Below are 23,849 nucleotides of genomic sequence, written 5' to 3'. Positions count from 1 at the left end.
CGCTAACAAACCGGAATCGCCATTGCTCCATGTGCCAGGCAGTAACGTAGCCAGTCGGCCAGAAACTGATTAATTTGATGCTTTTCGTCGCGTTGATGCAACTTTTTATTAGGATAATCATAACGCGCCTTAAAACGAAAGATCTGTTGGCTTGAACACACTTCAGCCACCATCGCGTCGTGATACAAACGTACCGTCATCGACGGCAAGCTCCAGTAGCTCACTGCGGGCACGGTTTGTTTGATTTCCACAAGCGTAGTGTAGCGGGTGGATTCAACAATCGTTAACCGGTATTGCGCATTGCTCACCTGATAGCTCACCGTTTCACCTGCCACATCATTACGCGGCAACAGGCGACGCAACTGGGCGAAATTGGTCTCGCACAGGCGCATCATTTCAGGGAAGTCAGGTGTATAACGCTTCATTTTTTCCACTCTTTTCGTAAGCTCTCATGATGCAGTTGCAGCCATTGCAAGGCGATGACAGACGCCGCGTTGTCGATTATCCCCTCTTCAACCCACTGATAAGCCTGTTCCCGGCTCACCACATGAACACGAATATCTTCGTTTTCATCCACCAGACCATGTATACCTTCGGCATTCGTGGCGTCCACTTCCCCCACCAGCAAAGATAAACGCTCACTGGTGCCGCCAGGACTGGCAAGATAGCTTAAAAACTTCTTCACCCGTCCAACGCTAAGCCCGGCTTCTTCTTCGGCTTCACGACGGGCAACATCCTCCACCGTTTCGCCTTCTTCAATCATCCCGGCCACCAGCTCCAGCAACCATGGGCTCTCACTGGTATCAAACGCAGCAATCCGGATTTGCTCGATCAGTACCACTTCATCACGTACTGGGTCAAAGGGTAGCAAGACTGCGGCATGCCCGCGTTCAAAAATTTCTCGCCGCACTTCACCGCTCATCTCGCCATTGAACAGGCGATGGCGAAAACGGTAAAGATCCAGCGAAAAAAAACCGCTGTAGAGTTTTTCCCGTGCAATAATTTCAACATCGTTTTTAGAGAAAGTCACTGCAGGCGCGTTCGGCTTACTCATGGGGGTATCCTGTTCGTTACAAAGGTGATTTCGTGGATTTCAAGCCTGTTTGACTGTCGTTTCAAGCGCTATGTGGTAGATTGGAGCAAATTTACGCCGGATGGCACGTAACGCCAATCTTAAGCGATGGCAGTCTCTGTTAGAATCGGCGATTATTTCTGAATTAAGATCAGCGCTATTCATGCTTCACAACAAGGAATGCAAATGAAGAAATTGCTCCCCATCCTTATCGGCCTGAGCCTGACGGCTTTCAGTGCTATGAGCCAGGCCGAGAACCTGTTGCAGGTGTATCAGCAGGCGCGTTCAGGCAACCCGGAACTGCGTAAATCCGCCGCAGATCGTGATGCTGCTTTCGAGAAAATCAACGAAGCGCGCAGCCCGTTACTGCCTCAGTTGGGTTTGGGTGCTGATTACGCATATGGCAACGGTTTTCGCGACAGCAACGGCGTAAACTCGAACGCGACCAGCGCTTCTTTGCAACTGACCCAAACACTGTTTGATATGTCTAAATGGCGTGCATTGACGTTACAGGAAAAAACCGCAGGTATCCAGGATGTGACCTGGCAAACCGACCAGCAGACGTTAATCCTCAATACCGCAACAGCCTATTTTAACGTATTGAGCGCAATTGATTCCCTGTCTTATACCGAAGCGCAGAAACAAGCGATTTACCGCCAGTTGGATCAGACCACCCAGCGCTTTAACGTTGGCCTGGTGGCGATCACCGACGTGCAAAACGCCCGTTCGCAATACGATACCGTCCTTGCAAATGAAGTGACCGCACGTAACAACCTGGATAACGCCGTGGAGTCACTGCGCCAGGTCACCGGTAACTACTACCCGCAGCTGGCGTCGTTAAACGTTGACGGCTTCAAGACTGACAAACCGCAAGCGGTCAATGCTCTGCTGAAGGAAGCGGAATCACGCAACCTGTCGCTGTTGCAGGCACGTCTGTCTCAGGACCTGGCGCGTGAGCAAATCCGCCAGGCGCAGGACGGCCATCTGCCAACCCTGAGTTTGACGGCATCCTCAACGGTTTCTGATACCACCTACAGCGGTTCACGCACCAGCGGCGCGCAGTATAGCGACAGCAACATTGGTCAAAACAAAGTGGGTCTGAGCTTCTCTCTGCCGCTGTATCAGGGCGGAATGGTTAACTCTCAGGTTAAACAATCGCAGTACAACTTTGTCGGCGCCAGCGAACAGCTCGAAACAGCTCACCGCAGCGTGGTACAAACCGTACGCTCATCGTTTAACAACGTGAATGCCTCAATCAGCAGCGTCAACGCTTATAAACAAGCGGTCGTGTCTGCACAAAGCTCCCTTGATGCGATGGAAGCGGGTTACTCCGTCGGCACACGTACCATTGTTGATGTGCTGGACGCCACCACCACGCTGTATAACGCCAAACAGCAGCTTTCAAGCGCTCGCTATAACTACCTGATCAATCAGCTGAACATCAAATCAGCGTTAGGTACCCTGAACGAGCAGGATCTGGTGGCGCTGAACAATACGCTGGGCAAAGCCATCCCAACAACCGCTGATAGCGTTGCCCCGGAAAATCCGGAGCAGGAAGCGCGCGTGAACAGTATGACCAACGGCGGTCAGGCTGCGACCACTCGCTAACCATCACTATTTTTACCACGGGGGCATACAGCCCCCGTTTTTACGTAAGGCAACGTAAAGATCTCCCCTTCCAGCCCGCCCCCTGCTTCATTTTCAGACACTCATCCTCTATCCTGTCCTTTTATACATACCTTTGGGTCCAGGAAGACAACGATGAAACGGACAAAAAGCATTAATCACGCAATGTTTCGCAAAAGCTGGGGCGCACGTCATTTGACGCCGGTTGCGCTGGCGGTGACGGCCGTCTTTATGCTGGCGGGCTGCGAGCAAAGCGATGAAACAGTCTCTATGTATCAAAACGCCAATGACTGCTCTTCAGCCAACCCAGGCAAAAGTGCGGAGTGTACCGCGACTTATAATAATGCGCTGAAAGAAGCCGAGCGCACCGCTCCGAAATATGCCAGCCGTGAAGACTGTGTGGCCGAATTTGGCGAAGGCCAGTGCCAGCAAACTCCGGCCCCGGCTCAGGCCGGAATGGCAACAGAAAACCAGGCGCAGGCTCAGCAATCCGGTGGAAGTATGTGGATGCCGTTGATGGCTGGTTACATGATGGGCCGAATGATGGGTGGCGGCGCAGGTTTTGCTCAGCAACCGCTGTTTAGCTCACGTAATCCGGCAAGCCCGGCCTACGGTCAGTACACCGATGCAGGCGGCAAGAGCTACGGCGCAGCCCAGCCGGGCCGTACAGCAACCGTCTCTAAAACCGCGATGGCGCCAAAACCGGCAACCACTTCGACCGTTACCCGCGGCGGGTTTGGTGAGTCGGTGGCCAAACAGAACACCATGCAGCGTAGCGCCAGCGGTACAACGACTCGCTCTATGGGCGGCTGATCATAATGGAAAGAATCAGCATTACCGAACGCCCGGACTGGCGTGAAAAAGCGACAGAGTTTGGTTTCAATTTTCACACCATGTACGGCGAGCCGTACTGGTGTGAAGAGGCCTACTACAAGCTGACGCTGGCTCAGGTTGAAAAGCTCGAAGAGACCACCGCGCAGTTACATCAGATGTGCCTGCAGGTGGTGGAAAAGGTTATCGCCAGCGATGAACTGCTGGCGAAATTCCGTATCCCAAAACACACCTGGGAGTTTGTTCGTCAGTCCTGGAAAACCCGGCAGCCATCGCTCTATTCCCGCCTTGATCTGGCGTGGGATGGCACCGGTGAACCTAAGCTGCTGGAGAACAACGCCGACACGCCAACCTCGCTGTACGAAGCCGCTTTTTTCCAGTGGATCTGGCTGGAAGACCAGCTTAATGCGGGCCAGTTGCCACAAGACAGCGATCAGTTCAACAGCCTGCAGGAAAAGCTTATCGAGCGCTTTGCGCAATTGCGCGAACAGCACGGCTTTAATCTGCTGCACTTCGCCTGCTGTCGCGATACGGTAGAAGATCGTGGCACCGTTCAGTATTTGCAGGATTGCGCAGCGGAAGCAGAACTGGCCAGCGAGTTTCTCTATATCGAAGAGATCGGTTTAGGCGAAAAAGGCCAGTTCACTGACCTGCAGGATCAGGTTATCAGCAACCTGTTCAAGCTCTATCCCTGGGAATACATGCTACGCGAGATGTTCTCCACCAAGCTGGAAGATGCTGGCGTACGCTGGCTGGAACCGGCATGGAAAAGCATTATCTCCAATAAAGCGCTGCTGCCGATGCTGTGGGAAATGTTCCCGGACCATCCAAATCTGCTGCCGGCTTATTTTGCCGAGGATGCCCATCCGGAGATGGAAAAGTATGTTGTTAAGCCCATCTTCTCCCGCGAAGGGGCAAACGTGTCGATCGTGGAAAACGGCAAAACCGTTGAGCAAGTGGAAGGCCCCTACGGTGAAGAAGGGATGATTGTGCAGCAGTTCTGTCAGCTACCGAAGTTTGGCGACAGCTATATGCTGATTGGCAGCTGGCTTATTAACGATCAGCCTGCCGGTATCGGTATTCGTGAAGACAGGGCATTGATCACCCAGGATCTGTCACGTTTCTACCCGCATATTTTTGTTGAATAAGCGTGATGACAACAAAAAACCCGGCTCGCCAGAACCGGGTTTTTTTATGCCTGCTTTTCGCTACATCACGCCAAAGAATTTAGGCAGGAACAGTGAAATAGCCGGAATATAGGTGACCAGTAGCAGCACAACAAACAGCACCATATAGAACGGCAGCATCGCTTTCACCACCTGCTCTATCTTCTGCTTACTGACGGCGCTGGCGACAAACAGCACCGATCCCACCGGCGGAGTAATCAGCCCGATGCCAAGATTCACCAACATGATCATCCCGAAATGCACCGGATCGACCCCTAAGGAGTTGGTGACCGGCAACAGCACCGGCGTGAGGATCAGGATCAGCGGTGCCATGTCCATCAAGGTGCCGATTAACAGCAGCATGATGTTGATGCACATCAGGATCACGTACTTGTTATCGGAGATGCTGGTAAAAGCTTCCGTTATCCGCATCGGTAACTGCATATAGGTCATGATGGCCCCAAACGCGGCGGCAAATCCTATCAGGATCATCACGATCGTAACCGTCTTGACGGTGCGGTACATCAGCTTAGGCAGCTCGGACCATTTATAGTCACGATAGATAAACATGGTGACGAAGAAGGCCCACAGGCAGGCGATTGCCGCCGATTCAGTGGCGGTGAAAATCCCGGACAGGATCCCGCCCATAATGATGACCACCGTCATCAGACCCCAAAGGGTATCAACGAAGATCTTCAGCGCCTGTTTAAAGGGCACCCTTTCGCCCTTCGGATAGCCGCGTTTATGGGCGAACAGTACGCACATGACCATCAACGTAAAGCTCAGCAACAGGCCAGGCAGGATCCCGGCGATAAACAATGCGGCAATAGATACCGTTCCGCCGGTCGCCAGGGAATAGATTACCGAGTTATGACTTGGCGGCGTCAAAATAGCCTGCACCGAGCCGCTGGCCGTCACTGCCGCAGCAAAATCACGCGGGTAGCCCTTTTTATCCATCTCCGGGATCATCACCGAGCCAATGGAGGCGGTATCCGCCACTGACGAACCGGAAATCGCGCCAAAGAAGGTCGACGCGACGATATCCACCAGCGATAAGCCGCCGCGAATGAAGCCCACGAAAATATAGGCAAAGTTGACCAGCCGTCGGGCGATCCCTCCTTCAGCCATAATCGCTCCGGCCAGAATAAAGAACGGGATAGCCAGCAGGGAGAATTTGTTTACGCCGTTGGTGAGCTGGATCATCACCGCTTCCAGCGGAATATCGATATACCAGGCGCCAAGGATCGCGCTGATGCCAACGGCATAAGCAACCGGCACCCCAATCACCAGCATAATGGCCAGCGTGAAAAGCAGAACAAAAGCATCCATAAACTTTCCTTAGCAGGGGTAGGTGATTAGCTTGTCGAGCCCAGCATGACCACCGGACGGTGGTGTTGCGGTCCACGAAACAGTTTCTCGATAATAAACAGAATGGTAATCGCAGAGCCTATTGGTAATGGCAGGTAGCTCTCCCCGGCGGTAAACACCGGGAACTCGGCGACTGGTTGCTCCCAGAGCTCAGCGCACAGCGCCGCGCCGTACCAGAAGATAAACAGGCTGATCGCCATCAGCATCAGGTCGGCCAGAATCAGGCACCACCTGCGCGCATTCTCCCCTAATCTGTCTGTCACCATACTGACGGCAATATGCGACCCGGCGCGGTAACTCACCGCCGCCCCGACAAAGGTAAAAGTCACCATGCAGATAATGGCCACGGGTTCCGGCCAGGATAAGGCACTGTTCAGAACGTAACGGGCAAAGATCCCCACCGGTATAACGGCCACCATCACCAGTAACCCCAGTCCGGCAACCCACATCGATATTCGGTACAAAACATCCATTAATAATGAATAACGCTCACCCATAACATTTGCCCCGGCAATAATATTTAGGAAACGTAAAAAGAGCGGCAGGCAGCAGCGGGCAGATAATTTCTGCCCGCCATGTTGTTTATTGCACTTCCTGAATACGGGTAATCAGTTCCTGGTGATCTTTACCGTATTTATCACGCACGGACTGAGTCGCCTGATAAAATGGCGCAGTATCCATTTCGTGGAACTGTACGCCGCCGGTTTTCATCGCTTCCAGTGATTTAGTGTTATAGGTTTTCCACAACTCACGCTGTTCTGCCTGGGCCTCTTTGGCAAGCTTAAGAATTAATGCCTGATCTTCTTTTTTCAGCTTATCCCATTTGGCTTTTGAGAATAAAAACAGCTCAGGAATAATGAAGTGTTTACTCCAGGTGTAATTCTTCACGACCGGTAAATAGTTGTGGGCGACAAAGGTCGGCGGGTTATTTTCGGTGCCGTCGATAACGCCGGTTTGCATCCCGCTAAAGACTTCGCTGACCCCCATCGCCACCGAGTTGGCCCCCATCGCTTTCAGCGTATCGAGTGCTATCGGGCTGCCCTGTACGCGGATCTTCATGCCTTTTAAATCTTCCGCTTTGGTCACCGGATCTTTGGTTATCAGGTTGCGGGTGCCCGCATCCATCCAGCCGAGAAAGATCAGCCGCGATTTGCTGCTTGCCGACAGGCGATCGCCAATTTCTTTGCCGATCATACCGTCGAGCACTTTGTGCATATGATCTTCATCACGAAAAATATAGGGCAAGGTGAAGACGTTGATTTCCGGCAGAATGGCGGCAACAGGCGTCATTGAGACGCGAATAATATCAATAGCGCCGATTTGCGCCTGTTCGATAATCTGTTTTTCATCCCCTAATACACCGCCGGGAAAGGTTTTAATATCGAGCCGGCCATCGGTCGCCGCGCTGAGCTTCTCGCCCATATGCTGTACCGCCACGACGTTCGGGTAATCTGCCGGATGAACGTCGGCAGCACGAAATGTTTGAGCCTGGATGGAATGAGAAATAAACAGTAATGCAGAGCCAATACAGACGTTGAGCAGTGTTTTCGCAGATCTCATATTTCTGTCTCTCCAGAGGTTTTATTTTTTCGGAATAATGCTTACCCCGAGAGATGACCCAGGGTACAACAGCAAATAAGGCTTAAAGAGTGTGTTAAGAATAGAGTCAGGAAGAAGAGTAGTCAGTCGGGGAAATTATTGCGATGATAACCTTCACAAAAACGCACGTTTTCAGCACGGCGTTTCATTTTTGCAGTGAGGCTCTTTTTATTTTAAAAAAAACGCCATTTCAGCGGTTTTTTTTGCGATCTATCTCTTATTTCTTTATTTACACCGGTTTGTGCAGACGCAAAAAATGGCGCATTGCGCGCCATTTTTTTTAACCTACCAGCACCGACAGCATGCTTAGGCTGCCCATTTCAATACCGTCCACCGGTATCGAAATCGCCTCTTCACCATCCCATGCGCCCAGTACGTACAACAGCGGCAGGAAATGATCCGGCGTCGGGTTAGAAAGCGAACCGCCCTCATGATCCATAAAGTTCACCAGCGGATGCTGCTCAGTTGGCCCTTTCCAGGTCAGATTTTCCTTCACAAAATCATTGAAGGAAGTTGCCCATGGGTAGGGTGAGCTGTCGCCATGCCAGCGTACCGTCCGCAGGTTATGCACCACGTTACCACTCGCCACCAGCATGATGCCTTCGTCACGCAGGCTTGCCAGCTTACGCCCGATCTCCAGGTGCCAGGCCGCGGGTTTTGTACTGTCGATGCTAAGCTGCACCATCGGAATATCCGCATCCGGGTACATCTTGATCAGTACGCCCCATGAGCCGTGGTCGAAGCCCCAGGCTTCTTTATCCAGTCCAACCGGCACGGGTGCGAGTAATTCAACCAATTTTTCAGCCAGTTCCGGCGAGCCGGGCGCCGGGTAATGGGTATCGTATAACGCCTGCGGAAAACCGCCGAAATCATGGATAGTTTTTGGCGCTTCCATTGCCGTCACCCCGGTGCCACGAGTAAACCAGTGAGCGGAGACCACCACGATGGCTTTCGGACGTGGCAGCGTTGCGCCAAGCTGAGCCCAGGCGCGGGTATAAATGTTATCTTCCAGAACATTCATCGGGCTGCCGTGGCCCAAAAACAGTGCTGGCATACGAGGTGCAGACATGATGATATCCTTACTGAGTGTGTCGATTTGTTGAAAACAGATTACGCTTTTTTAACCGCGGATAAACTCAGATAAGCATGATGAAGATATTCAGAATTTTTGAATGTAAGTATTAAGTAAAGGTCGTTAGGGACTCTCGCTTTGGCAACCATTAATATTTAGCATAAATGAGAATAATTATCATAAGGAGTGACAGATGTCAGCACCGCTGATTCTGACGTTGTTAGCTGGCGCCGCAACCTTTATTGGCGCCATTCTGGGCGTAATGGGCCAGAAACCGTCAAACCGCGTACTGGCTTTTTCATTGGGATTTGCCGCCGGGATCATGCTGCTTATCTCACTCATGGAGATGCTACCAGCCGCACTTGCCACCAAAGGAATGTCGCCACTGCTCGGCTATGGGATGTTTGTGGTTGGACTTCTGGGCTATTTTGCCCTTGATCGCCTGTTGCCCCACGCTCATCCGCAGGATTTAATCCAGGGAACCGGCGAGCGGCGTCCTGCTACCCGAAAGCTCCAGCGAACCGCCATTCTTCTGACGCTCGGCATCAGCCTGCACAACTTCCCGGAAGGGATCGCCACCTTTGTAACCGCCAGTAATGATCTGGATCTGGGGATTGGTATCGCGCTGGCGGTGGCATTGCACAATATTCCTGAAGGACTTGCCGTTGCAGGCCCGGTCTATGCAGCAACAGGTTCAAAACGGACGGCTGTTTTCTGGGCAGGCATCTCAGGGCTGGCTGAAATCCTCGGCGGGGTGCTGGCGTGGTTGATACTGGGAACTCTGGTGTCGCCGGTGGTCATGGCGGCGATTATGGCAACCGTGGCGGGGATAATGGTCTCGCTCTCCGTCGATGAACTGATGCCACTGGCGAAAGAGATCGACCCGAACAACAACCCAAGCTACGGCGTACTGTGTGGGATGTCGGTGATGGGTCTTAGCCTGGTGGCGTTGCAGTCGATGGGCTTTGGCTAAGCCTTTTCCTCACTTTTCTCGCCGCTTTGCAGGTGATGAATGACCTGCAAAGCCCGCTGATAGCCTTCCTGCAACGCGTCACGATCCTGACGATAGGCCCGGCAATTTCGCTTCAGGCACAGGATATGAGCGAACATCACGAGCACAACCACCGCAAAACCACACCAGTAAATCAGCATCTCCCTTCCTCATCAAATCACACAATTGATTGTGCTAATAATTCAGCAATGAATACCACTTTATAAGTAGCGAGGGAATCTATCCATCAGTGAGATCAACAAAGGTGATAAATGCCCGATTTTGCTGGGCGGCATAAAAAACAGGCATAAAAAAATCCGCAGTCAGTTACCCGGCTGCGGATTTTTTGCACAGGATTCGCGCTTAGCTGGCTTTACGCTCATGCGCCTGGCGATACGCAACCAGATCTTCGATGGTCACAACAGCCATATCGTGCTGGCGGGCAAATTCGATGCACTCAGGCGCACGTCCCATGGAACCGTCGTCGTTGGTCAGTTCACACAGAACGCCTGCCGGTTTGAAACCCGCGAGAGTGACCAGGTCGATAGTGGCTTCAGTGTGACCGCCACGGGTTAACACGCCGCCCGGCTGCGCGCGCAGTGGGAAAACGTGGCCAGGACGGTTCAGATCGGAAGGTTTAGCGCCATCGGCAATGGCAGCACGAACGGTGGTGAGGCGGTCAGCGGCGGAAACGCCAGTGGTGACGCCTGCTGCCGCTTCGATGGTGACGGTAAAACCGGTGCCATACGCACTGGTGTTGTTCTCAACCATCATCGGCAGATCGAGCTGTTTACGACGATCTTCAGTCAGGCACAGGCACACAATGCCGCTACCGTGACGAATAGTCAGCGCCATCTGTTCAACGGTCATGGTTTCAGCGGCAAAAATCATGTCGCCCTCGTTTTCACGATCTTCATCGTCGAGCACCATCACACCGCGACCTTCGCGCAGAGCAGTTAAAGCGTTTTCAATACGTTCGAATGGCGTGCCAAAAGAAGAAAGCAGCGTCTGATTCATGGTAAAAGACCTCAATAAAGTTATGGTTACCAGAATCAGGGCAGTCTTAGGAGTATAAAAAAATAACGCGAGCGGGCCTCCAGGCCCAACTGAATCGTTACTCTCTCCCATCCGGACTCTAACCGTCGGCCCCGGAATTACACCGGATCTGCTGACCTTCAAAGTTACCTCTGAAGCGCTCGCGGGCTTTCAGCGTAAGCTGATTTACCGCCGGTGGGGAATTTCGCCCCGCCCTGAGAATAAGCGCGATAACTATAACTCCATTGAGTACCTTCGGCAACGCATAACCTTCAAACAAATCTGGTTTATCGTCACGGCATATCACACTACAATCATTGTCAGAATCTATCCGAACAGGGAACACAAAATGATTGACCCGAAAAAAATTGAACAAATTGCGCGTCAGGTTCACGAATCCATGCCAAAAGGGATCCGTGAGTTCGGGGAAGATGTGGAAAAGAAAATCCGTCAGACCCTGCAATCACAACTGACACGTCTGGATCTGGTGAGCCGCGAAGAATTTGATGTGCAAACCCAGGTTCTGCTGCGCACGCGTGAAAAGCTGGCCCTGCTGGAGCAACGCCTGAGCGAGCTGGAAAATCGTAGCCAGCCGGCAGAAGTAAAACCGGCTCCGGCGATCCCATCGGTTGACGCGCCAGACGCTAACGCCTGAGTCTTCCCCGGTGAACTCGATATTTAAAAGTGTATTATATTGAGTTCACCTACCATCTTTTGTCTTCAAACACATCCCTGTGGCTTTGCCATCTGTGATATTATTCCCCGCGTAATATGAGAGGGATGCCTCTGATTTAAGTATTAATAAACCAAGGAGAATATATGGATATTTTTCCTGAATACTACTCCCCTTACCTTTTTGCGCTCGCGTTCGTGGCGCTTATAGGTGCTCTGGAAATTATATCCTTGCTCTTTGGCAATGTTATTTCCGGTATATTTGATTCACATTTAGGTGATTATGATGCCGTTGCTTCGGGTCATCTGAGTCAATTTTTCCATTACCTTAACATCGGTCGAATTCCTGCTCTGGTGGTTATCTGCCTTATTGCCGGATGCTTCGGCCTGTCTGGCCTTTTTTTACAACACCTCAGCAGTACCTTGCTGCACAACCCGTTACCCAATTTACTCCTGGCCCCGGTGTGCATGCTGTTCGCCGTGGTGAGCACCCACTACTGCGGTCGCCTGCTCAGGCGCTGGCTGCCGACGGATGAAACCAGCGCCATTACCGAAGATGATTTTATTGGCGTGATGGCAACGATCACCGGCCATCACGCAACCGCACAAACCCCGTGTGAGGGCAAATTTAAAGACAAATTTGGCCAGCTTCATTATGTGCTGCTGGAGCCGGAAAAGGGACAAACCTTTAGCAAAGGCGATAAGGTTCTTATTATTTGTCGATTATCCGCCAGCCGTTATTTAGCAGAGTTGAATCCCTGGCCGAATGAATTGTAATAAACCAAAGGACGAATTATGGAAAGTATATTGAATTTATTCCCCTCATGGATGAACTATGCCCTGGCAATTGTTTTTATCTTTTTGGTTATTGGCATCATATTTGCGCGATTATATCGCCGTGCCTCTGCCGAGCAGGCATTTGTTCGTACCGGGTTGGGTGGGCAAAAAGTGGTGATGAGCGGCGGCGCAATTGTGATGCCCATCTTCCATGAAATCATTCCCATCAATATGAACACCCTCAAACTTGAGGTCAGCCGTTCAACCTTTGACAGCCTCATCACCAAAGACCGTATGCGCGTTGATGTGGTTGTTGCCTTTTTCGTCCGGGTGAAGCCTTCCGTTGAAGGCATTGCCACCGCCGCTCAGACCCTGGGCCAGCGGACACTCTCTCCTGAAGATTTACGCATGTTGATTGAAGATAAGTTTGTTGATGCGTTACGCGCAACGGCAGCCCAGATGACCATGCATGAACTGCAGGACACCCGCGAAAACTTCGTCCAGGGCGTGCAGAACACCGTGGCGGAAGACCTGACCAAGAACGGGCTGGAGCTGGAGAGCGTCTCGCTCACCAATTTTAATCAGACTGCCAAAGAGCATTTCAATCCCAACAATGCCTTTGACGCCGAAGGCCTGACCAAGCTCACCCAGGAAACAGAACGCCGCCGCCGTGAACGTAACGAAGTCGAACAGGACGTGGAAGTAGCAGTGCGTGAGAAAAACCGTGATGCGCTGTCGCGGAAGCTGGAGATCGAGCAGCAAGAAGCCTTTATGACCCTTGAGCAGGAACAGCAGGTCAAAACGCGTACCGCCGAGCAGAACGCCAAAATCGCCGCTTTCGAGGCCGAACGTCATCGTGAAGCCGAGCAAACACGTATTCTCGCGGAACGCCAGATCCAGGAAAGCGAGATTGAACGTGAACAGGCCGTTCGTTCCAGAAAGGTCGAAGCCGAGCGTGAAGTTCGCATTAAAGAGATTGAACAGCAGCAGGTGACGGAAATCGCTAACCAGACGAAATCCATCGCCATTGCCGCCAAGTCCGAGCAGCAGTCGCAGGCAGAAGCTCGCGCCAACGACGCGCTGGCCGATGCGGTTCGCGCCCAACAGAACGTTGAAACCACTCGTCAGACCGCGGAAGCCGATCGTGCCAAGCAGGTAGCATTAATTGCCGCCGCTCAGGATGCGGAAACCCAGGCAGTGGAACTGACAGTGCGCGCCAAAGCCGAAAAAGAAGCAGCAGAAATGCAGGCCGCGGCTATCGTCGAGCTGGCAGAAGCCACGCGCAAAAAAGGGCTGGCGGAAGCAGAGGCCCAGCGCGCAATCAATGATGCTATCAACGTGCTGTCCAATGAACAGACCAGCCTCAAGTTCAAACTGGCGCTGTTGCAGTCCTTACCGGCGGTGATCGAGAAATCCGCTGAACCGATGAAAGCCATAGAGGGTATTAAGATTATCCAGGTCGATGGTCTGAATCGTTCAGGCGCCTCAGGTGAAGCGGCATCGGGGGCTGCGGGTAGCGGGAATCTGGCAGAACAGGCGTTATCAGCTGCCTTGTCCTACCGCACTCAGGCGCCGCTGATTGATTCACTGCTTAATGAGATTGGCCTTGCCGGCGGGTCGCTGACAGCAATGACTGAGCCGCTGAAAACAGTGGAGAAAAACGTTCCAGCTGAATAAGAAATAAGTACCGGATGGTAACGCTTCTCGCTGCCATCCGGCCTCTGCACAGCTCTTACTTGTCGCTGTCTTTCTGGATTTTTTTGATGATGTTGGTGGTCGAACAACCGTCTTCGAAGTTGAGCACCAGCACATCGCCGCCGTTGGCCCACACCTCTTTGCTGCCGGCGATATCTTCCGGTTTGTAGTCACCGCCCTTAACCAGCAGATCCGGCAACACACCGGCGATCAGCCGCTGCGGCGTATCTTCTTCAAAAGAGACAACCCAGTCGACAGCTTCCAGTGCGCCCAGCACAATCATGCGCTGCTCCAGCGGGTTCACCGGACGGGTTTCGCCTTTCAGACGTTTGGTTGAGGCATCGCTGTTCACCGCCACAATCAGACGATCGCCAAGCTTACGGGCATTCGCCAGATAGGAGACATGCCCGGCATGCAGGATGTCGAACACACCGTTGGTCATCACCACTTTCTCGCCGCGTTTACGCGCTGCAGCCACCGCATTACGCAGCTCTTCTTCGCTCATCACGCCAAAGCCGGTCTCAGCGCGACCACGTACCGCATTTTCCAGTTCGATAGGCGAAACGGTTGAGGTGCCCAGCTTGCCAACCACCACACCTGCCGCCGCATTGGCAAAGAAGCAGGCTTCTTCCAGCGAATTCCCCGCCGCAAGCGTTGCCGCCAGCACGCCAATCACCGTGTCACCGGCGCCGGTCACGTCATACACTTCCTGCGCCTGGGTCGGCATATGCAGGGGAGCCTTGCCCGGTTGCAACAGCGTCATGCCCTGCTCGGAGCGGGTCACCAGCAGCGCTGACAGCTCAAAATCAGCAATCAGCTGCATGCCGCGCTCGACAATTTCAGCTTCGCTTTTGCATTTTCCGGCAACCGCTTCAAATTCGGAGAGGTTCGGCGTCAGTAAGGTCGCACCGCGGTAGCGTTCAAAATCGGTCCCTTTCGGATCGATCAGCACCGGAACCCTGGCCTCGCGGGCCAGCTTAATCATCTGCTGAACGCTGACCAGCGCCCCTTTCGCATAGTCGGAGAGCACCAGCGCGCCAATGCTGCCCAGCGCCTGGCTGATTCTGTCATGCATCGGCTGCGGATCAACGCCGTCAAAACCTTCTTCGAAATCAAGACGGATCAGCTGCTGGTTGCGGGACAGAACGCGCAGCTTGGTAATGGTCGGGTGGGTCGGAACAGAAACGAAGTCGCATTTCACATTGACGTCGGCCAGCGCTTTACTCAGGGCACGGGCTGCATCATCGATACCGGTTAAACCGACCAGGCGAGCGGTGGCGCCAAGTGAGGCGATATTCATCGCCACGTTCGCAGCGCCGCCCGGGCGCTCCTCGATAGTATCCACTTTCACAACCGGCACCGGCGCTTCCGGGGAAATACGGCTGGTTGGGCCATACCAGTAGCGATCCAGCATCACATCGCCCACAACCAGCACACCTGCTTGATTAAACTCTGGCAGCGTTACTTTCATTCCTGTCTCCTGAGAGATACAAAATTTGCGCGCGATAATATCACACTTAGGCTTCCACGCACGGCTCCACCAGCCACTTGTTCCAGCAGGCGCGCACCCTTTCCCGCTCAGCGGCAAAGCAGGTCTCCGCCACATGCCCCGGCAGCTCCTGTAGCGCCAGATGGTGTAACTCATCGCGCAGCGTGGTGTAAGCCTGAGTTAAGGCGCGCGCTTCCTGCTCATCCATAATATCGTTTTGCGCCAACAGCTCGAGAATGCGCACATTATCGGACCAGCGCGTCAGCTTCGGTTTTAAATGTGCATAGCGCAGTACCAGATACTGGGTGATGAATTCGATATCGGTGATCCCCCCTTCATCGGCCTTAATATCAAAGCGATCGCGGTGTTTATTGCCCAGATGAGCGCGCATTTTCTCACGCATCTCACGCACATCGGTTTGCAGCCGACTGCCGTCACGCACGTTCATCACGATATCGCGGCGGATTGCGTCAAACTGACTGGTTAATTGCGGGTCGCCGTACACCACCCGAGCCCGCACCAGTGCCTGATGCTCCCAGGTCCAGGCTTCGTTTTGCTGATAATCGGCAAATGCCTGCGTCGAGGTGACCAGCATTCCTGCCGCGCCGGACGGACGCAAACGCGCATCAACTTCATACAGAATGCCGGACGACGTGCGGGTACTGAACAGGTGCATTACGCGCTGCGCCAGACGCAAATAGAACTGGCGGCCGTCGATTTCACGTTCGCCATCGGTCATCACATCCGACGGGCAGTCATGCAGGAATATCAGATCGAGATCGGAACTGTAGCCCAGCTCCCAGCCGCCCAGTTTACCGTACCCCACCACCGCAAAGCCGCGGCCCTGACGGTCGTGCAAATGTTTCGGTTGCCCGTAGCGGGAGACCATCAGGCTCCACGCCTGCTGAACAACCGCATCGATCATCGCCTCTGCCAGCCAGGTTAAGTGGTCGCTAACTTTCATGACGGGCAGCGTCCCGGCAATGTCTGCCGCCGCCACACGCAGCATTTGCGCCTGCTTAAACTGGCGCAGGGCCTCCAGTTGCTGCTCTTCGTCATCATCCGGAACGCGCAGCAGATACTGGCGCAATTCGTCGCGATAAGCTTCCATTGCCGTGGGCTGATAGAGGGTATTCGGGTCAAGCAGTTCATCGAGCAGCAGCGGATAACGCGCAAGTTTGCCCGCCACCATCGGCGACGCGGCACAGAGCGAGATCAGATGCTTACGCGCCCCCGGAAACTCACTCAACAGCTCTAAATAGGTGGTACGGGTCACAACACCGGTGAGCAAGGGAATGACGCGAGAGAGCGGCACCGGCGCGTCTTCGCGCGAGCAGACATCGGCCAGCAAATGCGGCATCAGATGGTCAAGCACCTGACGACCACGCGGACCGATGGTGCGTTTATCCAGCTCCTTGCGGAAGTCGGCAATCAGCGCCAGCACCTGATGGCGATCGTCATCAGAAAGGTGCATCAGCGCAGGCGTGGTGTCATCTTCCTGCAACGCATCCTGCCACAGTTCGCGCCAGTATTCTGGCAGGGCATCGTCCTGAGCATCAGGATCATCCTCGCCAATCAACGCGTTAAAGATCTGCCGCACGCCCGCCATCTGCTCGGCCAGGATGCGGGTTAAGGTCTCCCAGTCCGCCCCCCCCATGCCCCAGGCCAGACGCGCGCGGTTAAGCTCATCGCCAGGCAGGGTTTGCGTCTGCTCATCGTTGATACTTTGCAGCAGGTTTTCCAGTCGGCGCAGGAACAGATAAGCGGCTCGCAGCCGGGACGCATCATCGCCGGGCAACAGACCCAGTTGCTTAATAGCCTCAAGGGTTGGCAGCAATGCCCTGGATTGCAACGAAGGTTCTCGCCCGCCGCGGATCAACTGGAAGACCTGAACGATAAACTCGATCTCGCGGATCCCGCCGGCGCCAAGTTTAATATTGTCGACCAGCCCCCGACGGCGCACTTCACGGGCAATCATCCCTTTCATATTGCGCAGGGACTGGATCACGCTGAAATCAATATAGCGACGGAAGACAAAGGGCCGCAGCATGGCGCGTAACTCGCTGGCATAGACATCGTCTTTATCGCCCATAATGCGCGCTTTCACCATCGCATAGCGTTCCCAGTCGCGTCCCTGCTCCTGGTAATAATCTTCCAGCGCGGCAAAACTGAGCACCAGCGGCCCACTCTCGCCAAAGGGACGCAGACGCATGTCCACCCGATAGACAAAACCGTCCTGGGTCGGCTGATCAAGCACCTTGATCAGCCGCTGCCCGAGACGGGTAAAGAACTGGGCATTATCCAGTTCGCGCCGCCCGCCATGGGTAACGCCATTTTCCGGCCAGGCAAAAATCAGGTCGATATCGGAGGAAAAGTTAAGCTCCCCACCACCCAGTTTCCCCATACCGAGGATCAGCAGCGGCTGAGGTTCGCCCTGCTGATTGCCCGGCGTGCCCCACTCTTTGCAGCAGGCCTCATACAACCAGTCACGGGCGGCAACAATCAGGGTTTCCGCCAGCACGCTGAGCTGTTGCAGGGTATCTTCTTCAGCCACCAGCGACAGCGACTGCGCCCAGGCAATCCGCACCATGATGCGACGGCGAAACAGGCGCAGGGCGCGCATTAATGATGCCTCATCCACCGCGGACTCCAGCAACTGGCGCAATGTTGACGCATAGGTCCGCCATTCATCAGCCTGCGGCGGCGCACTTTCAAGTTCCTCCAGCCAGTCAGGATGGGCCACCAGGCTTTCCTGAACGAAATCACTAAAAGTGAGCACTGACTGCGCCTGTTCGCTAAGTGTTTTCTCACTTAAGGATTCCGGCAGTCGCGCCAGTACGCTTTGCCAGTGCTGCTGTAATTGCGAAGATTGCGGCATCATTGGGGGTGTCCTTTACCGGGTTAGCGTTTTCCGCTGTGCAGCCAGAACGGCGGCTGACAGATTGCTTCATTGCGAAAATGTTCGATCTCAATCGGCTGGCGAGTGGCGATCGCATGGCGCAATCCCTGCCAGTTCTCCAGCCAGGCATTGGCCTGCGCGGCATCGTAATACCCCGCCAGCAACAGGACGCTGTCAATGTCTCGCGACAGGCGCGGCAACTGGTCGCGGTAGCTGTCACCCAACGGATGGGCAAAGGTCTTCTTCAGTTCTGAGGCGCTACGCGACAGGTGGGTATCCGCAAAGCGTTTAAAAGAGTCGGCAAATTTGGCCTGCGCTTTCTCATCAAGGAACAGCCGCCAGCCCTCGGTAACCAGCCACTCGGTCAACATAAGTTTTGCGCTGGCGGCTTCGGCGCTCCATGCTGCCGTCGAGGCTGAAACATCGGAGGTGAGCGTCGCTTCCGCCAGGGTCAGTAAGTCACGCAGATGCGCACTGGCTTTGCGCGGCACGATGCCGCCAAAAAGCATCAGCGTATGGCGAATCAGCATAATGGCTGCCTGCACATCCTCTTTCGCCCGCTTTTCACCACGAACCCATAGTTCTTCATGGTACTGCCAGTGGGAAAGCGCCGCTTCCAGGGCCGTGGCAAAGCCCAGCTCCGTCGAGGCTTTCGCAGGTACTTTTACCTCATTGATTGCCCGGCGTTGACGGGCCGCATTTCCCTGCGCCAGGTGATAGCCCCTTGCCGCTTTACTCAGACTGCCCTGACGCAAACCAGAGCTGGTGACGAGCTGGCGGGCCAGTTTGAGGATGTCAGTCGGCGTGCCGCTCAGCAGCTCCAGCTCAATTTCACAAATCGGCTCCACATGTTCACCGGCTTTCACTTCACCGAGGTCGAGGGCAATCTCAATGCGGCTTTCGCCTGACGTGACCAGCCATTTTTCACGGCAGAAATCGGTGCTGAATAGCGGTTGCACCTGCGAGGCCAGATCGTCCGGTAAATGCCCGTCAGGCCACACTTCCGCAGGGAAAAGCGGCAGTTCCAGTTCGGGTTTTTGCAGGTCAATGTTATATTCCGGGCGCTGATGTAACCCGCCGATCACGCGACCAGCAATTTTCATCGTCATTTCGTATTTGCCGTCGAACCCGCGAATACGTAGTCCCATATCATGACGACGCAACCAGTTATCCGGGGTTTCGTAATAGATATTGACCAGCTGGGTGGCATCCACATGTTCAGTGGTAAGGGTATGAAGGTGATGACGCAGCGCGTCGACGCTATCGGGGTGAACGTAAAACTTTAATTCGATTTCCTGGGCCATGGCTTTGCACTTATGGTTATGTCACATCAGTAGAATTTTCGGCGAACTAACACGCCAGATGTTTGTCAGTAGATAGTATTTTGTGTCAGATTGCCATGCAATGCGCTTTCTTCCAGGTGTAAAAGTTCACAAAAGTGTTCTGTTTGACCCGGAAGATTCTGATTGCTGCCGCCTGCCAGCTGTCGTCAGACTGTTGGCATTATTACCGTTCACGTTGAAAAGATAATAACGACTGCCTGATGCTTAAATTACGCCTGATTGGATTAACCTTCTTTGCACTTAGCGTTTCGACCCTGGCTCATGCTGAAGAAAAACGTTACGTTTCCGATGAACTCAGTACCTGGGTACGCAGTGGCCCGGGTGACAGTTACCGCCTTGTTGGCACCCTTAATGCGGGTGAACAAGTGGAGTTGCTGCAAACCAACGAAGACAGCAACTATGCGCAGATCCGCGACAATACCGGTCGCACCGCCTGGATCCCGCTCAAAGAATTAAACACCCAGCCAAGTCTGCGCATCCGCGTGCCCGATCTGGAAAACCAGGTCAAAACGCTGACCGATAAGCTCAGCAATATCGACAACACCTGGAACCAGCGCACCGCAGAGATGCAGCAGAAAGTCTCCGGAAGCGATAAAACGATCGACGAGCTGAAGGCTGAAAATCAGAAGCTCAAAAATGAGCTGATCGTGGCCCAGAAGAAAGTCAACGCCGCGAACCTGCAACTGGATGACAAACAGCGCGCCATTATTATGCAGTGGCTTGTGTACGGCGGCGGCGTGCTGGGAGCCGGGCTGTTACTGGGTCTGGTACTGCCGTATATGATCCCGCGTCGTAAACGTAAAGATCGCTGGATGAGCTAAGTGGATTAGCCATCTTCTACACTCTTACGTATTATCTGTCGGCAAAAATGAGAACCTGTCTCAACTCCATCGGACAGGTTCATGTAAAGAGTCGGACGACGTAAGGAGTATGAGGGCGTGAAGAGTTATCTGGTCGGCGGTGCCGTGCGTGATGCGTTATTAGGGCTGCCGGTCAAAGACAAAGATTGGGTGGTGGTTGGCGCTACGCCCGCAGAGATGCTTGACGCGGGCTACCAGCAGGTGGGTCGCGATTTTCCCGTCTTCCTCCATCCCCAAAGCCGTGAAGAGTACGCCCTCGCACGCACCGAACGAAAATCCGGGTTTGGCTACACCGGCTTTACCTGCTATGCCGCTCCTGACGTCACGCTTGAACAGGATCTGTTGCGCCGTGACCTGACGGTCAATGCCCTGGCCCAGGATGAAAGCGGTACGATTATCGATCCCTATGGCGGACAGAACGATCTGCATCACCGTCTGCTGCGCCATGTCTCTCCGGCGTTTGCCGAAGATCCTCTGCGGGTACTGCGTGTGGCCCGTTTTGCAGCCCGCTACGCACACCTCAGTTTTCGGATTGCCGATGAAACCATGGCGCTGATGAGCGAGATGACCGCCGCGGGGGAGCTGGCGCATCTGACGCCCGAGCGGGTGTGGAAAGAGACCGAAAACGCCCTCAGCAGCCGCAATCCTCAGGTCTTTTTCCAGGTATTACGCGACTGTGGCGCGCTGAAAGTGCTTTTCCCGGAAGTGGACGTGTTGTTCGGCATCCCTGCACCGGCAAAATGGCACCCGGAGATCGACACCGGCGTGCACACGCTGATGACGGTCACCCTGGCGGCCATGCTCAGCCCGGAGGTCAGCATTCGCTTTGCCACCCTCTGCCACGATCTGGGCAAAGGGTTAACGCCGCCCGAGCTCTGGCCTCGTCACCATGGTCATGGCCCCGCCGGCGTGAAGCTGGTGGAACAGGTCTGCCAGCGTCTTCGCGTGCCCAATGATATTCGCGACCTTGCGAAGCTGGTGGCCGAGTTTCATGATCTGATCCACACCTTCCCCATTTTGCAGCCGAAAACCATCGTCAGGCTGTTCGATTCCATTGATGCCTGGCGCAAACCTGAACGGGTGGAGCAAATTGCCCTGACCAGTGAAGCCGATGTCCGCGGTCGGGCAGGTTTTGAAGCCTGTGACTACCCGCAGGGTCGCCTGCTGCGCGAAGCCTGGAATATCGCCAGAGCGGTGCCGACTAAAGCAGTTATCGAGGCAGGTTTTAAAGGGGCTGAAGTACGTGAAGAGCTGACGCGTCGCCGTATTGAGGCGGTAGCGAACTGGAAGGAACATCGCTGCCCTCAGCCCAAAGACTGAGGGCCCGGACATTACATAAAGACCATATACACGGCGGCTGCGACGATAAACCGGTAGATAGCAAACGGGATAAACGAGATACGTTTAATCAGTTGCAGGAAGGTTTTGATCGCCACCAGCGCCACAACGAAGGCGGTCACAAAACCGACGGCAAACATCGGAATATCGCCCGTCGTCAGGAACTTCATGCTTTTGTACAGATCCAGCGCCGTTGCTCCCATCATCATGGGTACCGCCAGCAGGAATGAGAATTCCGAAGCGGCATAACGGCTTACGCCCACCAGCATACCGCCGGAAATGGTGGCGCCCGAACGAGAAAAACCCGGCCATAATGCCAGGCACTGGAAACAGCCAATCATAAACGCCTGGCCGTAAGTCATATCATCCAGGCCCGGCGCACGCGGCTCTTTTGGCTTCAGCAATTCAGCGGCAATCAGCAGAACGCCGCCGACGACCAGGGCATACATGACGTTAATCGGATTAAACAGCGATTTAATCGCGTCATGGAGCAGCAGGCCCAGCACCACCGCAGGAAGCATGCCTAACAGAATATGGATAAGCGTGAGTCGCCCTTTTCCCATCCCTTCATGAGGCGGATGGCCGAAATGAATGCCGATCAAACCAAACAGGCGTCGCCAGAACATCACCACGACGGCCAGAATTGACCCTAACTGAATCACCACTTCAAAGGTTTTTGCGGTTTCTCCCTCAAATCCCAGCAGGTGCCCCACGATTATCATGTGGCCCGTACTGGAGACCGGTAAAAACTCCGTCAATCCCTCGACAACACCCAAAATTGCCGCTATCAGCAGCGAGTGCATATCGCTCATTAAAATTACCCCTAAACATAAAAAAACGGCTGCCCCAGCGGGGAGCCGTGAACTGGCCACCAGATATGACCAGAAGACTAGCCTTTGGTTTAACGATTATGAATTTAAATAATTTTTTTCGGATTATTGCCACGCTCTATAACTACGCCGACACTGGCGGCACGCGCAACCGCACCAGGCTTACTCAATTTGATACGCACCCACGGGGAGTTAAAACGGCTTAACAGTAGCTCAGCTACCTCTTCCGCCACGCGCTCAACCAGCGCAAAGCGCCCGCCTTCAACATGGTCGATAACCGTTTGCGCGATATCGGCATAACTCAGACAGTCGTTAACGTCATCACTTTTAGCTGAACGGCGGTTATCCCATGCCATTTCGATATCGAACAGCAGCTTCTGTTTGATGGTTTGTTCCCAGTCATAAACACCAATGGTGGTGATTACCGAAAGTTGCTCTATAAATACAATGTCCATCACGCCCCGCCTGCTTTTTGACTTACCTGGATACCACTTTCCATAAATTGTGCGTATTATCCACTGATGCAGAGAATAAAACGACATTTTCACAATGGAACAGCGTTATGAGTGCCATCGCGCCTGGAATGATCCTCCTCGCGTACCTTTGTGGCTCAATATCCAGCGCCATTCTGGTCTGCCGTATTGCCGGTCTGCCTGACCCTCGCGAGAGTGGTTCCGGTAACCCTGGCGCGACCAACGTGTTAAGAATTGGCGGCAAAGGAGCAGCCGTAACGGTACTGATTTTCGACGTACTAAAAGGTATGTTGCCGGTCTGGGGCGCTTACGCTCTGGGCGTTAGCCCCTTCTGGCTGGGGCTTATTGCCATTGCAGCCTGTCTTGGCCACATCTGGCCTGTTTTCTTCCATTTTCAGGGCGGTAAAGGCGTCGCCACCGCATTTGGGGCAATTGCGCCTATCGGCTGGGATTTGACGGGCGTGATGGCGGGAACCTGGCTGCTTTCGGTATTGCTGAGTGGATACTCGTCGCTTGGCGCGATTGTCAGCGCATTGATTGCGCCCTTTTACGTCTGGTGGTTTAAGCCGCAATTTACCTTCCCGGTCGCCATGCTCTCCTGCCTGATTTTACTTCGTCATCACGACAATATTCAGCGCCTTTGGCGGCGTCAGGAAAGCAAAATCTGGCATAAGCTGAAGAAGAAAAAAGAGGGCGGCGAGTAGCAGCTGGAT

The 23,849-nt window shown here is 53.9% G+C and carries 23 protein-coding genes and 1 riboswitch; of the genes, 10 read left to right on the top strand and 13 right to left on the bottom strand.

Features of this window, described 5'->3' with window-relative positions; all coding sequences use genetic code 11:
• Window positions 1-2: 2 nt before the first annotated feature.
• Both ACSZO4_RS05885 and nudF read right to left on the bottom strand, forming a co-directional pair.
• The gene (locus ACSZO4_RS05885; protein WP_437887932.1) at window positions 3-425 is read right to left on the bottom strand and encodes a DUF1249 family protein; all 423 of its coding nucleotides are present in this window, start codon (window positions 423-425) and stop codon (window positions 3-5) included.
• Window positions 422-1,054: an ADP-ribose diphosphatase gene (nudF, locus tag ACSZO4_RS05880; RefSeq protein ID WP_437887931.1), complete on the bottom strand. Its 633-nt coding sequence runs from the start codon at window positions 1,052-1,054 to the stop codon at window positions 422-424. The genes ACSZO4_RS05885 and nudF overlap by 4 nt, the downstream gene beginning before the upstream one ends.
• A 204-nt stretch (window positions 1,055-1,258) precedes the next feature.
• Here nudF and tolC point away from each other — a divergent pair, with 204 nt between their 5' ends.
• From tolC to ACSZO4_RS05865, 3 genes are all read left to right on the top strand, one after another.
• Window positions 1,259-2,680 carry an outer membrane channel protein TolC gene (tolC, locus tag ACSZO4_RS05875; protein WP_437887930.1) on the top strand — a complete coding sequence of 474 codons (1,422 nt, stop codon included), beginning with the start codon at window positions 1,259-1,261 and terminating at the stop codon, window positions 2,678-2,680.
• A gap of 153 nt (window positions 2,681-2,833) precedes the next feature.
• On the top strand, window positions 2,834-3,511 hold the full coding sequence (locus ACSZO4_RS05870; RefSeq protein WP_437887929.1) for a DUF1190 family protein: 678 nt from the start codon (window positions 2,834-2,836) through the stop codon (window positions 3,509-3,511).
• 5 nt (window positions 3,512-3,516) lie between these two features.
• Window positions 3,517-4,677: a glutathionylspermidine synthase family protein gene (locus ACSZO4_RS05865; RefSeq protein ID WP_437887928.1), complete on the top strand. Its 1,161-nt coding sequence runs from the start codon at window positions 3,517-3,519 to the stop codon at window positions 4,675-4,677.
• Window positions 4,678-4,737: 60 nt separating this feature from the next.
• Here ACSZO4_RS05865 and ACSZO4_RS05860 read toward each other — a convergent pair whose 3' ends face one another.
• The 4 genes from ACSZO4_RS05860 to ygiD all read right to left on the bottom strand — a co-directional run bounded on the left by ACSZO4_RS05860 (window position 4,738) and on the right by ygiD (window position 8,731).
• Window positions 4,738-6,024, bottom strand: a complete 1,287-nt coding sequence (locus ACSZO4_RS05860) for a TRAP transporter large permease (protein ID WP_437887927.1) — start codon at window positions 6,022-6,024, stop codon at window positions 4,738-4,740.
• 26 nt (window positions 6,025-6,050) lie between these two features.
• Window positions 6,051-6,560, bottom strand: a complete 510-nt coding sequence (locus ACSZO4_RS05855) for a TRAP transporter small permease (protein ID WP_437887926.1) — start codon at window positions 6,558-6,560, stop codon at window positions 6,051-6,053.
• A gap of 85 nt (window positions 6,561-6,645) precedes the next feature.
• Window positions 6,646-7,623 carry a TRAP transporter substrate-binding protein gene (locus ACSZO4_RS05850; RefSeq protein WP_437887925.1) on the bottom strand — a complete coding sequence of 326 codons (978 nt, stop codon included), beginning with the start codon at window positions 7,621-7,623 and terminating at the stop codon, window positions 6,646-6,648.
• 319 nt (window positions 7,624-7,942) lie between these two features.
• On the bottom strand, window positions 7,943-8,731 hold the full coding sequence (gene ygiD / locus ACSZO4_RS05845) for a 4,5-DOPA dioxygenase extradiol (protein ID WP_437887924.1): 789 nt from the start codon (window positions 8,729-8,731) through the stop codon (window positions 7,943-7,945).
• Between the two features lie 196 nt (window positions 8,732-8,927).
• Between ygiD and zupT the strand changes: the two genes are divergently transcribed.
• Entirely contained in the window at window positions 8,928-9,707 is a 780-nt protein-coding gene (gene zupT, locus ACSZO4_RS05840) for a zinc transporter ZupT (RefSeq protein ID WP_437887923.1), read from the top strand.
• Here the strand turns inward: zupT and ACSZO4_RS05835 are convergent.
• A complete protein-coding gene (locus ACSZO4_RS05835; protein WP_437887922.1) occupies window positions 9,704-9,886 on the bottom strand; it encodes a hypothetical protein in 183 nt (60 codons plus the stop codon). The two genes, zupT and ACSZO4_RS05835, sit on opposite strands and share 4 nt — an antisense overlap.
• A gap of 202 nt (window positions 9,887-10,088) precedes the next feature.
• On the bottom strand, window positions 10,089-10,742 hold the full coding sequence (ribB, locus tag ACSZO4_RS05830; RefSeq protein ID WP_437887921.1) for a 3,4-dihydroxy-2-butanone-4-phosphate synthase: 654 nt from the start codon (window positions 10,740-10,742) through the stop codon (window positions 10,089-10,091).
• A 95-nt stretch (window positions 10,743-10,837) separates the two neighbouring features.
• Window positions 10,838-10,987: riboswitch (FMN riboswitch) on the bottom strand.
• 122 nt (window positions 10,988-11,109) lie between these two features.
• On the opposite strand from ribB, the gene ubiK reads away from it, so the two are divergent.
• From ubiK to ACSZO4_RS05815, 3 genes are all read left to right on the top strand, one after another.
• Window positions 11,110-11,415, top strand: coding sequence for a ubiquinone biosynthesis accessory factor UbiK (gene ubiK / locus ACSZO4_RS05825; RefSeq protein ID WP_437887920.1), 306 nt, complete (start codon window positions 11,110-11,112; stop codon window positions 11,413-11,415).
• Between the two features lie 164 nt (window positions 11,416-11,579).
• Entirely contained in the window at window positions 11,580-12,209 is a 630-nt protein-coding gene (locus ACSZO4_RS05820; protein WP_437887919.1) for an OB-fold-containig protein, read from the top strand.
• An 18-nt stretch (window positions 12,210-12,227) separates the two neighbouring features.
• Window positions 12,228-13,886 (top strand): flotillin domain-containing protein, encoded by a 1,659-nt coding sequence (locus tag ACSZO4_RS05815; protein ID WP_437887918.1) that lies wholly within the window; start codon window positions 12,228-12,230, stop codon window positions 13,884-13,886.
• A gap of 55 nt (window positions 13,887-13,941) precedes the next feature.
• Here the strand turns inward: ACSZO4_RS05815 and hldE are convergent, their stop codons facing one another.
• Genes hldE through ACSZO4_RS05800 form a run of 3 tightly spaced genes read right to left on the bottom strand, consistent with a single transcriptional unit; the run spans window position 13,942 to window position 19,596 of the window.
• On the bottom strand, window positions 13,942-15,375 hold the full coding sequence (gene hldE, locus ACSZO4_RS05810; RefSeq protein WP_437887917.1) for a bifunctional D-glycero-beta-D-manno-heptose-7-phosphate kinase/D-glycero-beta-D-manno-heptose 1-phosphate adenylyltransferase HldE: 1,434 nt from the start codon (window positions 15,373-15,375) through the stop codon (window positions 13,942-13,944).
• Window positions 15,376-15,421: 46 nt separating this feature from the next.
• Window positions 15,422-18,274 carry a bifunctional [glutamate--ammonia ligase]-adenylyl-L-tyrosine phosphorylase/[glutamate--ammonia-ligase] adenylyltransferase gene (glnE, locus tag ACSZO4_RS05805; RefSeq protein ID WP_437887916.1) on the bottom strand — a complete coding sequence of 951 codons (2,853 nt, stop codon included), beginning with the start codon at window positions 18,272-18,274 and terminating at the stop codon, window positions 15,422-15,424.
• Window positions 18,275-18,294: 20 nt separating this feature from the next.
• Window positions 18,295-19,596 carry a CYTH domain-containing protein gene (locus ACSZO4_RS05800; protein ID WP_437887915.1) on the bottom strand — a complete coding sequence of 434 codons (1,302 nt, stop codon included), beginning with the start codon at window positions 19,594-19,596 and terminating at the stop codon, window positions 18,295-18,297.
• Window positions 19,597-19,835: 239 nt separating this feature from the next.
• On the opposite strand from ACSZO4_RS05800, the gene ACSZO4_RS05795 reads away from it, so the two are divergent.
• Window positions 19,836-20,456, top strand: coding sequence for a TIGR04211 family SH3 domain-containing protein (locus ACSZO4_RS05795; protein ID WP_437887914.1), 621 nt, complete (start codon window positions 19,836-19,838; stop codon window positions 20,454-20,456).
• A gap of 117 nt (window positions 20,457-20,573) precedes the next feature.
• Window positions 20,574-21,815, top strand: coding sequence for a multifunctional CCA addition/repair protein (locus tag ACSZO4_RS05790; protein ID WP_437887913.1), 1,242 nt, complete (start codon window positions 20,574-20,576; stop codon window positions 21,813-21,815).
• A gap of 11 nt (window positions 21,816-21,826) precedes the next feature.
• Here the strand turns inward: ACSZO4_RS05790 and bacA are convergent, their stop codons facing one another.
• Complete coding sequence (gene bacA, locus ACSZO4_RS05785) at window positions 21,827-22,645, bottom strand: undecaprenyl-diphosphate phosphatase (protein ID WP_437887912.1); 819 nt, start codon at window positions 22,643-22,645, stop codon at window positions 21,827-21,829.
• Between the two features lie 104 nt (window positions 22,646-22,749).
• On the bottom strand, window positions 22,750-23,118 hold the full coding sequence (gene folB / locus ACSZO4_RS05780; RefSeq protein ID WP_437887911.1) for a bifunctional dihydroneopterin aldolase/7,8-dihydroneopterin epimerase: 369 nt from the start codon (window positions 23,116-23,118) through the stop codon (window positions 22,750-22,752).
• Window positions 23,119-23,225: 107 nt separating this feature from the next.
• Here folB and plsY point away from each other — a divergent pair, with 107 nt between their 5' ends.
• The gene (plsY, locus tag ACSZO4_RS05775; RefSeq protein WP_437887910.1) at window positions 23,226-23,840 is read left to right on the top strand and encodes a glycerol-3-phosphate 1-O-acyltransferase PlsY; all 615 of its coding nucleotides are present in this window, start codon (window positions 23,226-23,228) and stop codon (window positions 23,838-23,840) included.
• The last annotated feature ends 9 nt before the right edge of the window (window positions 23,841-23,849 follow it).

The sequence above is a fragment of the Phytobacter sp. V91 genome (assembly GCF_965644225.1).
GTDB lineage: Bacteria > Pseudomonadota > Gammaproteobacteria > Enterobacterales > Enterobacteriaceae > CBFFRJ01.
Note: the sequence above shows the minus strand (reverse complement) of the source record. Positions and strands in the feature narration are given on the sequence as shown.

Coding starts and splice junctions, on each gene's coding strand:
- ACSZO4_RS05885 (WP_437887932.1), bottom strand. CDS start 425: ATGAAGCGTTATACACCTGACTTCCCTGAAATGATGCGCCTGTGCGAG.
- nudF (WP_437887931.1), bottom strand. CDS start 1,054: ATGAGTAAGCCGAACGCGCCTGCAGTGACTTTCTCTAAAAACGATGTT.
- tolC (WP_437887930.1), top strand. CDS start 1,259: ATGAAGAAATTGCTCCCCATCCTTATCGGCCTGAGCCTGACGGCTTTC.
- ACSZO4_RS05870 (WP_437887929.1), top strand. CDS start 2,834: ATGAAACGGACAAAAAGCATTAATCACGCAATGTTTCGCAAAAGCTGG.
- ACSZO4_RS05865 (WP_437887928.1), top strand. CDS start 3,517: ATGGAAAGAATCAGCATTACCGAACGCCCGGACTGGCGTGAAAAAGCG.
- ACSZO4_RS05860 (WP_437887927.1), bottom strand. CDS start 6,024: ATGGATGCTTTTGTTCTGCTTTTCACGCTGGCCATTATGCTGGTGATT.
- ACSZO4_RS05855 (WP_437887926.1), bottom strand. CDS start 6,560: ATGGGTGAGCGTTATTCATTATTAATGGATGTTTTGTACCGAATATCG.
- ACSZO4_RS05850 (WP_437887925.1), bottom strand. CDS start 7,623: ATGAGATCTGCGAAAACACTGCTCAACGTCTGTATTGGCTCTGCATTA.
- ygiD (WP_437887924.1), bottom strand. CDS start 8,731: ATGTCTGCACCTCGTATGCCAGCACTGTTTTTGGGCCACGGCAGCCCG.
- zupT (WP_437887923.1), top strand. CDS start 8,928: ATGTCAGCACCGCTGATTCTGACGTTGTTAGCTGGCGCCGCAACCTTT.
- ACSZO4_RS05835 (WP_437887922.1), bottom strand. CDS start 9,886: ATGCTGATTTACTGGTGTGGTTTTGCGGTGGTTGTGCTCGTGATGTTC.
- ribB (WP_437887921.1), bottom strand. CDS start 10,742: ATGAATCAGACGCTGCTTTCTTCTTTTGGCACGCCATTCGAACGTATT.
- ubiK (WP_437887920.1), top strand. CDS start 11,110: ATGATTGACCCGAAAAAAATTGAACAAATTGCGCGTCAGGTTCACGAA.
- ACSZO4_RS05820 (WP_437887919.1), top strand. CDS start 11,580: ATGGATATTTTTCCTGAATACTACTCCCCTTACCTTTTTGCGCTCGCG.
- ACSZO4_RS05815 (WP_437887918.1), top strand. CDS start 12,228: ATGGAAAGTATATTGAATTTATTCCCCTCATGGATGAACTATGCCCTG.
- hldE (WP_437887917.1), bottom strand. CDS start 15,375: ATGAAAGTAACGCTGCCAGAGTTTAATCAAGCAGGTGTGCTGGTTGTG.
- glnE (WP_437887916.1), bottom strand. CDS start 18,274: ATGATGCCGCAATCTTCGCAATTACAGCAGCACTGGCAAAGCGTACTG.
- ACSZO4_RS05800 (WP_437887915.1), bottom strand. CDS start 19,596: ATGGCCCAGGAAATCGAATTAAAGTTTTACGTTCACCCCGATAGCGTC.
- ACSZO4_RS05795 (WP_437887914.1), top strand. CDS start 19,836: ATGCTTAAATTACGCCTGATTGGATTAACCTTCTTTGCACTTAGCGTT.
- bacA (WP_437887912.1), bottom strand. CDS start 22,645: ATGAGCGATATGCACTCGCTGCTGATAGCGGCAATTTTGGGTGTTGTC.
- folB (WP_437887911.1), bottom strand. CDS start 23,118: ATGGACATTGTATTTATAGAGCAACTTTCGGTAATCACCACCATTGGT.
- plsY (WP_437887910.1), top strand. CDS start 23,226: ATGAGTGCCATCGCGCCTGGAATGATCCTCCTCGCGTACCTTTGTGGC.